Raw genomic sequence first — 8,688 nt, forward strand, 5'->3', positions numbered from 1 at the left:
GCCGGCGGCGGCGGTGGCGGCACCTCCGGAGGAAGCGGCGGAAGCGGCGGTATCTCCGGGGTCGGCGTCGGGGGTGTCGTCGATGTGGTCGGCGTCGTCGTGGTCGTCGGCGGGGTCATCGACAAGGTGTCCGGGCAGAGCTCGTGTTGCGCGGCGTCGACCATCACCGAGCTGATGCCCTCGGAGATCTTCGAGTCGAACCGATCGCGGGCCGGCCGGCCGCGGCGCAGGTTCTGACAGATCAGCTTGCCGAAAGTCACGGCCCCCGACGGTGTGCTGATCCCGGAGCTTTTCTGGTATTTGAAGCCGTGCGCGTCGAGGTAGCTCAGGTAGCTGGTGTCGTCAGCCTGTGCCGGCGCACTGAAGAGCACCAGGGTTCCGGGGACCAACGCCAGCACTGCCAACCGCCGCATCATGCCTGGAACTGTAGACGGCGTGACTGCGTCCGCGCCGCCGGGTTATCGGCTCGCGACCGTCGCCTCGCCGCGCAGATCTGCGGCGATCAGCCGGGCCGCGGTGTTCTGCCAGTTGTGCAGCGATCGCTGCGGCACCTCGGTGACCAGCCACTGCCACGCCTTCCGGGCCGTCGGGTCCAGCCCGGCGGCGGTGGCATTCTGCGCGTAGGCCCGCACCCCGACCACGTACGGGAAGTACAACGAGTTGTAGTAGCGCCACTGCTCGGTGGTGCCGAATTCGGCCCCGTCGCCCGGTTTGAGCCGGGCGATCCCCTCGGCCAGCACCGCTTTGAGTTCGTTGGCCCGTTCCAGCGGCCCGTCGGAGGCACCCCGGGCGGCCAGCCGCTCGTCGATCACCGGTAACGCGGTCAACGGGCTGGCGATCAGCTTCGACAGGTCGCCGTAGTGGCCCAGCGCACGCCGCGTCAGCCGGACGAACGTGCCCTCGTCGACGTCGCCCAGCGGGTTGGCCGCCCGCAGCGGCAGCGCGGCCTCGGTACGCCGCAGGACGGCGCGGTCGGCACGCAGCCCCGGCGAGCCCCGGAACACGACCCGGTCCCACAGCGAGGCCAGCCGGCCGGCGAATACCTGGGCCGCGATCGCGACGGCCAACGTGGTGAACAGCAGCACCGTCAACGCCGGCTCTGCGGCGGCCTGGTCGCGGGTGACCGCGAGCGTGACCAGCACCTGCCCACCGAGCAGCACCGCCACCGCGGCTGCCTGCACGACCGACCGGGACATGTCCGCGCGCAGCGCCTGGCCCTCGTCGAAGGCGTCCCACAGCGCCACCGCCACCCCGAGCGCCAGCACGTCCACACTGGTCATCGCGAGCGCCAGCCCGCTGGGCAACAAACCCAGCGGAATGATCAGGATCTCGTTGGCGAGCGCGAAGAACGCCGTCGCGACGATCACCAGACCGACGACCGGCACCGGCTGGGCGGGCCGCACCAGGGCGACGACCATGGCACCCAGGGTGGACATCGAGATCACCGCGAACATCACCAGGTGGCCGGTGCGCAGCGGCCCGTCCACGGTGCCGGCCGACGCCGCACCGAACAGCGCCGCGGCTGCGGCCAGAAAGACCAGCACCGATCCCCGGAACCGGCCCACCCAGCGATCGCCCGGACGGGCCAGCTCCAGCAGCACCGCAAACCACGCGATACCGGGTACCACGGCAAGGTAAACCTCCACCCGGCCGAGCCAGACGACCCGGCCGACCACCCGGACCGCATCCGCGGCGACCACGCCGGCGAAGCAGCACAGCCCGACAGCGGCCAGCGCCAGGGCGGGTTTGCGTGCGTCACGCGCCACCAGGTAGAGCCCGAGCCACCAGCTGAGGGTGAACACCAGCGCCGACAGCGCAACCATGGCTCAAGTCTGGCACGGGCGACACCCGGCCACCGTCCGTCCGGTCAGTGCGGCAACGCCGACGGCCGCAGCGGGTGCACCGTGCTCAGCTGCCAGACGCCGAGCGCCAGCGCGACACCACCGGCGACAACCAGTGCCCCGGTGCCCGCCGCGCTCAGCCCCAGCCAGCCGTACAACGCCGTCGCCCACACCAGCGGGGCGAAGACGAGGTTGAACATCCCGAAACCGCGCGCCATCCGGCGAGGTACCGGGCGAAGCAGGTTCAACCCGAACAGGGCCCCGACGCCGCCGACCAGGAAGGCCAGACCGCCGGCGAGCAGCACCGCGCGCGGCGCGCCCCACCAGTCGGCGAGTGGCCCGGCCAGTGCGGCGACGGCCGCGCCGGCCAGGCTCCAGAACGTCAGGTCGGCCACGACCGACCGTCGGGAACTGCTGCGGGAGATCGCTGTGCTTGTCATCTGCCGATGGTGCGCCGAGACGCGGTGCCAGCTCGATCCCCGGCACTGCCAGACACTGCCACCGGATCGACGCGGCTACCGGCCGTAGCGGCGGTGACGTTGGCTGTAGTCGCGCAGCGCCCGCAGGAAGTCCACCCGGCGGAACGCCGGCCAGTGCGCCTCGGTGAACCACATCTCCGAATAGGCGCTCTGCCACAGCAGGAAGCCGGAGAGCCGCTGCTCGCCGGAGGTCCGGATCACCAGGTCCGGGTCCGGCTGGCCGGAGGTGTAGAGGTTCTCCGAGATGGCGTCGACGGTGACCGCCTCGACGAGCTCCTCGGCGGTGGCACCGTTGGCCAGCTCCTTGCCGAGCAGGCCGCGCACCGCGTTGGCGATCTCCTGCCGGCCGCCGTAGCCGACCGCGAGGTTGACGTGCAGACCACCGTCGGCGGTGCCGGCGGTGCGCTCCACGGCGTCACGCAACCGGCGGGCCGGCTCCTCGCCGATCAGCTCCAGATCCCCCACCGTGCGCACGCTCCACCGGTTGGCCGGCGCACAGATCTCCTCGACGACGTCGGTGATGATCTCGATCAGCGCCGCGAGTTCGTCGGGGTCGCGCTGCAGGTTCTCGGTGGACAGCAGGTAGACGGTGGCCAGCTCGATGCCGGCGTCGGCGCACCAGCGCAGCATCTCGGCGATCTTGGCCGCACCCATCCGGTAGCCGACGCTGACGTCGTCGTAGCCCGCGTCGCGGGCCCAGCGCCGGTTCCCGTCACACAGCACCGCGATGTGCCGCGGCAGCGCGGACCGGGACGCCGCCAATCCCTGCCGCAGCCGCAGCTCGTAGAGCCGATACAGCGGCTCCTTCAGGCGCGCCGGGATGACCTCCACGAAAGTTCAGACTACTGTGGCCGACAGAAATTACCGGCGATCCAACCGGAAACCCGCCGGGCGGAGGGGAGGCTCGTGACCAGCCACGCCGCCCTCTTGGCTCCCCATCCCACGGCCCGCCCGGATGACGCACCACACGTCAAACCGCGGGCCCGCGGCTGGATCCACCTGGTGTCGGCGATCGTGGCCCTGGTCGCCGGCATCACCCTGATCTCGGTGTCCTGGCCGCTGGCCGGGCTGCGCGCCGGGTTGGCGACGATCGTCTACACCATCGCCGTGGTCGGGATGTTCGCCGTCAGCGCCACCTACCCCCGGATCACCGGGCGGTCGTCGGTCGCCCGGAAATGGATGAAGCGCCTGGACCACTCGATGATCTTCGTGTTCATCGCCGGCACCTACACGCCGTTCGCGGTGCTGGCGATGCCGCGGCGCACCGGAATGCTGGTGTTGGCCATCGTATGGGGCAGCGCCGCTGCGGGCGTGTTCTTGAAGATGTGCTGGCCGGGCGCGCCACGCTGGCTCGGTGTGGGCCTGTACCTGCTGCTCGGCTGGGTCTCAGCGTTCTACATCGCGGTCATCCTGCACAACGCGGGTGTCGCCGCGCTGGTGTTGCTGATCGTCGGCGGCGCGCTGTACAGCATCGGCGGCATCCTGTACGCGCTGAAATGGCCCGACCCGTGGCCGGAGACGTTCGGCTACCACGAGGTCTTCCATGCCTGCACCGCCGCCGCGGCGGTCTGCCACTACATCGCGATCTGGTTCGCCGCGCTGCATTAGTTAGCCGGCACGTCGGCTACAGCACCTCGGCTACAGCCGCGTGATGTTCGCCGCCGACCAGTATGCCTTCATCGCGGTGACCTTGCCGGCGTCGTCGAAGACCATCACGTCGATCGGTTCGATCCGCATCCGGCTCTCCCCGGTGGTCAGGGTGAGCCGGAAGTGAAACGCCGCCTCGTTGCCGGCCACCCGCAGCGTGACCAACTCGCAGTCACGCTGCAGGCCGGTGATCGCCGAGTAGAAGCCCTGAATCGCCGGCCGGCCGACGTGCACCTCGCCGCCGACCGGATCCTCCAGGGTGGCGTCTTCGGCGTAGAGGTCGGCCAGTTCGTCGGCGGTGCCGCCGCCGACCAGTCCGATGTAGCGGTTGACGGTCTCGGTGATCACCTGGGTTCGATCCGGTTCGCTCGGCATGCGCCGCACGCTACACGGTCGCACCGAGCGGCGGTCAGACCGGCGTGCCGAGCGCGGCGGCCAGCTGCGCACCGGTGGTGACCGGCAGGTCGCAGACCCGTCCGCGGCAGATGTAGGCGGCGTCGGCGCCGTCCACCCGATCCCGGCCACGCAGCAGCTCCGAGGAGTCCACCGCGCCGCCGATCAAGATCGCCCCGCCCGGCGCCAGCCGGCGCGCGCCGGCCAGCCGCGGCGACGCCACGGCGTCGCCGGCCACCGCGACCTGCAGCGGTCCGCGGATCGCCGCCTCGGCGACGGCCAGCCAGTGGCCCGCCGATCGCGGCGCCCGGCTCAGCAGCGCCGCGCCCGCCTGCAGCGCGTCGTCGGCCGCCTGCCGGTAGCGGTCGGTCCGGTCCGGCTCCACCAGGTGTGCGGCGGTCAGCAGCGCCTCGGTGATCAGCGCCGCGCCCGACGGGGTGGCGCCGTCCAGCGGGTCGGCCGGCCGGTACATCAGCCGCTCGGCGTCGTCGGCGGTGTCGAACCAGTGGCCGGCCCGGTCCGGGTCGGCGAAGTGGTCCAGCGCGGTGTCCAGCAGTCGAGCGGCCGCGCCCAGCCACCGCCCGTCGGCGGTCAGCTGGTGGACGGCGAGCAGCCCGGTGGCCAGCGCCCCGTAGTCCTCCAGGGTGCCGGCGCTGTCACCGACCACACCGCCCAGGCTGGCCCGGCGCAGCCGGCCGTCCACTAGGTGCAGCTCGATCAGCGCGGTCGCGCAGCGCCCGGCCGCGTCGACCAGCTCCGGTCGGTCCAGCGCGACGCCGGCCTCGGCCAGGGCGGTGATCGCCAGCCCGTTCCAGGCGGTGACCACCTTGTCGTCGCGGCCGGGCTGCACCCGGTCTCGCCGGTCGGCCAGCAGCGCGGTGCGCACCCGCTGCAGCCGCTCGACATCCGCCGGGTCGACCGGCAGCTGCAGCACCGAACTGCCGGCTTCGAAGGTGCCGGCCGCGGTTACCCCGAAAACCTCTGCCGCCCAACGGCCGTCGTCGTCGCCGAGCGCATCGATGAGCTGCCCGGGGGTCCATACGTAGCTGGAGCCCTCCCGGCCGTCGGCGTCGGCGTCCAGCGACGAGACGAATAGGTCGCCGTCGGCCAACTCGTCGAGCAGAAACCGGGCGGTCTGCCCGGCCACCCGCCGAGCGAGCGGGTCGTCGGTGCGCCGCGCCCAGTGCGCGTAGGCGCGCAGCAGCAACGTGTTGTCGTACAGCATCTTCTCGAAATGTGGTACCACCCAAGCGTTGTCGACGCTGTAGCGGGCGAAGCCGCCGGCCAGCTGGTCGTAGATTCCACCGCGCGCCATCGCGGTTCCGGTGCGGGCCACCGCCTCCAGCGCCGCCGGCGACCGGGTCCGTTCGTAGTGCCGCAGCACCGCCTCCAGCAGCGCCGACGGCGGGAACTTCGGCGCCCCGCCGAAGCCGCCGCGCACGGTGTCCTCGTCGCGCAGCACCGCCGCCACGGCCTGGTCGCACAGGGCCACCTCGACCGCCGGCCCGCCGCCCGGCAGCCGCCCGGCCAGCGACCGTAGCTCACCGGCGATCCGGTTCGATGCCGACTCGACCTCGTCGCGACGGGTTCGCCAGGTGTTGGCGACCGCCGACAGCAGCTTCAGGAACGACTGCTTCGGGTAGTAGGTGCCGCAGTAGAACGGCCGCCCGTCGGGGGTCAGAAAACACGTCATCGGCCAGCCGCCCTGACCGGTGAGCGCGACGGTGGCGTTCATGTAGATCGAGTCGATGTCCGGTCGTTCCTCCCGGTCGACCTTGATGCAGACGAAACCGTCGTTCATCACCGCGGCGACCTCGGTGTCCTCGAACGACTCGTGCGCCATCACATGGCACCAGTGGCAGGCCGCGTAGCCGACCGACAGCAGGATCGGCACGTCGCGCCGCACCGCCTCGGTCAGCGCCTCCGGCGTCCACTGGCGCCAGTGCACCGGGTTGTCGGCGTGCTGGCGCAGGTACGGGCTGGTGGCCTCGCCCAGGGTGTTCCCGGCGTCGGTCACCGTCCGGCCCCGGCGTCACCGGACTCGTCCGGCGAGACGATCTCGTCGGCGCCGGATGGCTCAGCGTCGGCCGGCGGGGTGTCGGTCTCGGCGCCCGGGTCGTCGAACGAGGTCGGCACCTTCTTCAGCTGCCGGTTCATCGACCAGACCAGGCCGCTCGTGCCCAACAGCAGCAGCACCACCACCAGCAGGCCCAGCGGGCTGGCCTTGCCGAATTCCGGCCCGGTGTTGGGCGGCGCGTCGTCGGCGAGCAGGCCCACGGTGATCGCCAGCACGGTCGAGCTCATCTGTGTCGCTCCTCGGCATCGGTTGGCCCGGCAGCGTCGGCGTCTGCACCCATGCGCCGCTCCTCGGCATCGCTTCGCTCTGCATCGTCCCCGGCGCGGATCCCGGCAAACAGATCGGTCTCCGGCAGCGTCACCGGCACCCGGGCCCGGGCCAGTTCGTACTCCTCGGTCGGCCACAGCCGCTGCTGCCAGTCGATCGGCGCGGCGAAGAAGTCGCCGTTCGGGTCGATCTGGGTGGCGTGCGCGCGCAGCGCGTCGTCCCGCTGGGCGAAGTATGCCGCACACTGCACCCGGGTGGTGACCCGGTCGGCGAAGGCGTCGTGGTCGGGCTGCCAGTGCGCCAGCCATCTGCCGAACGGCCCTTCCCGACCGTGTCTGGCGAACTCGTCTTGCAGCAGCTGCATCCGCTCGCGCAGAAACCCGTGGTTGTAGTAGAGCTTGGACACCGCCCAGACCTCCCCGGCTTCCGGGTATTGGTGCTCGTCGGCCGCGGCCTCGAACGCGGCAACCGACACCTGGTGGCAGCGGATGTGGTCCGGGTGCGGGTAGCCGCCGTTCTCATCGTAGGTGGTCATCACGTGCGGCCGGAACTCACGGACCAGCCGGACCAGCCGTTCCGTGGCCATCTCCAGCGGCGCTAGCGCGAAGCAGTCGGCCGGCAGCGGCGGCGGCGGATCGCCCTTGGGCAGGCCGGAGTCGACGAAGCCGAGCCAGCGGTGCTCCACCCCGAGGATCTCGGCGGCCTTGGCCATCTCGTCGCGGCGGATCTCGGCGATGCGGCCGTGCACGTCCGGGCGATCCATCGCCGGGTTGAGGATGTCGCCGCGCTCACCGCCGGTCAGCGTCACCACCATCACCCGGTGGCCGTCGGCGACGTAGCGGGCCAGGGTGGCCGCGCCCTTACTGGACTCGTCGTCCGGGTGGGCGTGCACCGCCATCAGTCGCAGCTTGCTCATCTGCACTTTCCCTGGTTCTTCTGCCGACCGGCAGGTCCGGTGCGCCGCCAGGCCCACCGGCTCTATAGTTCCAAATGGCTTCCGGTCCGTAATGGTTCCACCCCGGCGCCCGGGCCCGGCAACCGATCCCGACCGGTAAGGCACCCCGCGCAGATGACCGATCCGACCACCGACGACGCCGGCCGCTACGGGCGAGCCCGATCGCTGCGCAGCCCGCACCGCTGGGTGGCCGTGGCGGTGGGGCTGCTCGGCGTGGCCACCGCCGCCGCCGCCGCGGTCCTGGTCTACCAGCGGTTCAGCGCCCCGGACGTCAAGGGCGCCCTCTCCGGCTACCGGCTGATCGACGACGAGACGGTGTCGGTGACCGTCAGCGTGACCCGTTCCGACCCGTCGCGGCCGGTGGTCTGCATCGTCCGGGCCCGGGCGATGGACGGCAGCGAGTCCGGCCGCCGTGAGGTGCTGGTTCCGCCCGGCACCGCCGGTACCGTCCAGGTGACCACGATCGTCAAATCCGCCCAGCCGCCGGTGCTCGGCGACGTGTACGGCTGCGGCACCGACATCCCCGATTACCTGCGTTCTTCCTAGCCCGTGCCGTTCGATACGGGTGCGTGCCGGCCCTGCGGTGGTAGTCTTACCGCGTACACGGTTCCCGCCCGGAGCCGTGTATTGCTGCATTGACGCGGCATCTGCGGACTCGAGTCCGCCACGAACGGCAGTACCGGGGGTGGCACCGGGTGGTTTGCAGCGGTCACCCCGATACCCCGCTGAAAGCGTGCGGGTATGACGACACAAGGAGCACGACGAGATGACGGACACTCAGGTGACCTGGCTGACCCAGGACTCACATGACCGGCTCAAGGATGAGCTCGACCACCTGATCGCCAACCGTCCGGTGATCGCCGCGGAGATCAACGACCGCCGCGAGGAGGGCGACCTGCGTGAGAACGGCGGCTACCACGCCGCCCGCGAGGAGCAGGGTCAACAGGAGGCCCGCATCCGTCAGCTGCAGGAGCTGCTCAACAACGCCAAGGTCGGCGAGGCACCCACCCAGTCCGGGGTGGCGCTGCC

10 protein-coding genes and 1 pseudogene are annotated in these 8,688 nt (G+C 71.4%); 3 read left to right on the plus strand and 8 right to left on the minus strand.

Annotated features, from left to right (window positions below; translation table 11 throughout):
• From AC2VNT_RS14350 to AC2VNT_RS14365, 4 genes are all read right to left on the minus strand, one after another.
• A partial coding sequence (locus AC2VNT_RS14350) for a DUF732 domain-containing protein (protein ID WP_486947494.1) occupies positions 1–416 on the minus strand: 416 nt, incomplete at its 3' end.
• 42 nt (positions 417–458) lie between these two features.
• On the minus strand, positions 459–1,823 hold the full coding sequence (locus AC2VNT_RS14355; RefSeq protein ID WP_486947495.1) for a hypothetical protein: 1,365 nt from the start codon (positions 1,821–1,823) through the stop codon (positions 459–461).
• A gap of 44 nt (positions 1,824–1,867) precedes the next feature.
• Positions 1,868–2,281, minus strand: coding sequence for a hypothetical protein (locus tag AC2VNT_RS14360; protein ID WP_486947496.1), 414 nt, complete (start codon positions 2,279–2,281; stop codon positions 1,868–1,870).
• A gap of 75 nt (positions 2,282–2,356) precedes the next feature.
• Positions 2,357–3,151 (minus strand): (2Z,6E)-farnesyl diphosphate synthase, encoded by a 795-nt coding sequence (locus tag AC2VNT_RS14365; protein WP_486947497.1) that lies wholly within the window; start codon positions 3,149–3,151, stop codon positions 2,357–2,359.
• Positions 3,152–3,247: 96 nt separating this feature from the next.
• Between AC2VNT_RS14365 and trhA the strand changes: the two genes are divergently transcribed.
• A complete protein-coding gene (gene trhA / locus AC2VNT_RS14370; protein WP_486947503.1) occupies positions 3,248–3,928 on the plus strand; it encodes a PAQR family membrane homeostasis protein TrhA in 681 nt (226 codons plus the stop codon).
• Between the two features lie 30 nt (positions 3,929–3,958).
• Here the strand turns inward: trhA and AC2VNT_RS14375 are convergent, their stop codons facing one another.
• The 4 genes and pseudogenes from AC2VNT_RS14375 to mca all read right to left on the minus strand — a co-directional run.
• Positions 3,959–4,342 carry a nuclear transport factor 2 family protein gene (locus AC2VNT_RS14375; protein ID WP_486947498.1) on the minus strand — a complete coding sequence of 128 codons (384 nt, stop codon included), beginning with the start codon at positions 4,340–4,342 and terminating at the stop codon, positions 3,959–3,961.
• 34 nt (positions 4,343–4,376) lie between these two features.
• Positions 4,377–6,377, minus strand: a complete 2,001-nt coding sequence (locus AC2VNT_RS14380; RefSeq protein WP_486947499.1) for a thioredoxin domain-containing protein — start codon at positions 6,375–6,377, stop codon at positions 4,377–4,379.
• Positions 6,374–6,664 carry a hypothetical protein gene (locus AC2VNT_RS14385; protein ID WP_486947500.1) on the minus strand — a complete coding sequence of 97 codons (291 nt, stop codon included), beginning with the start codon at positions 6,662–6,664 and terminating at the stop codon, positions 6,374–6,376. The genes AC2VNT_RS14380 and AC2VNT_RS14385 overlap by 4 nt, the downstream gene beginning before the upstream one ends.
• Positions 6,665–6,762: 98 nt before the next feature.
• Positions 6,763–7,620: pseudogene (gene mca / locus AC2VNT_RS14390) on the minus strand (mycothiol conjugate amidase Mca); the annotation flags it as partial.
• Between the two features lie 153 nt (positions 7,621–7,773).
• Between mca and AC2VNT_RS14395 the strand changes: the two are divergent.
• Both AC2VNT_RS14395 and AC2VNT_RS14400 read left to right on the plus strand, forming a co-directional pair.
• Positions 7,774–8,205 carry a DUF4307 domain-containing protein gene (locus tag AC2VNT_RS14395; RefSeq protein WP_486947501.1) on the plus strand — a complete coding sequence of 144 codons (432 nt, stop codon included), beginning with the start codon at positions 7,774–7,776 and terminating at the stop codon, positions 8,203–8,205.
• Between the two features lie 220 nt (positions 8,206–8,425).
• A partial coding sequence (locus AC2VNT_RS14400; protein WP_486947502.1) for a GreA/GreB family elongation factor occupies positions 8,426–8,688 on the plus strand: 263 nt, incomplete at its 3' end.

Source organism: Mycobacterium sp. TH-M15 (assembly GCF_057473705.1).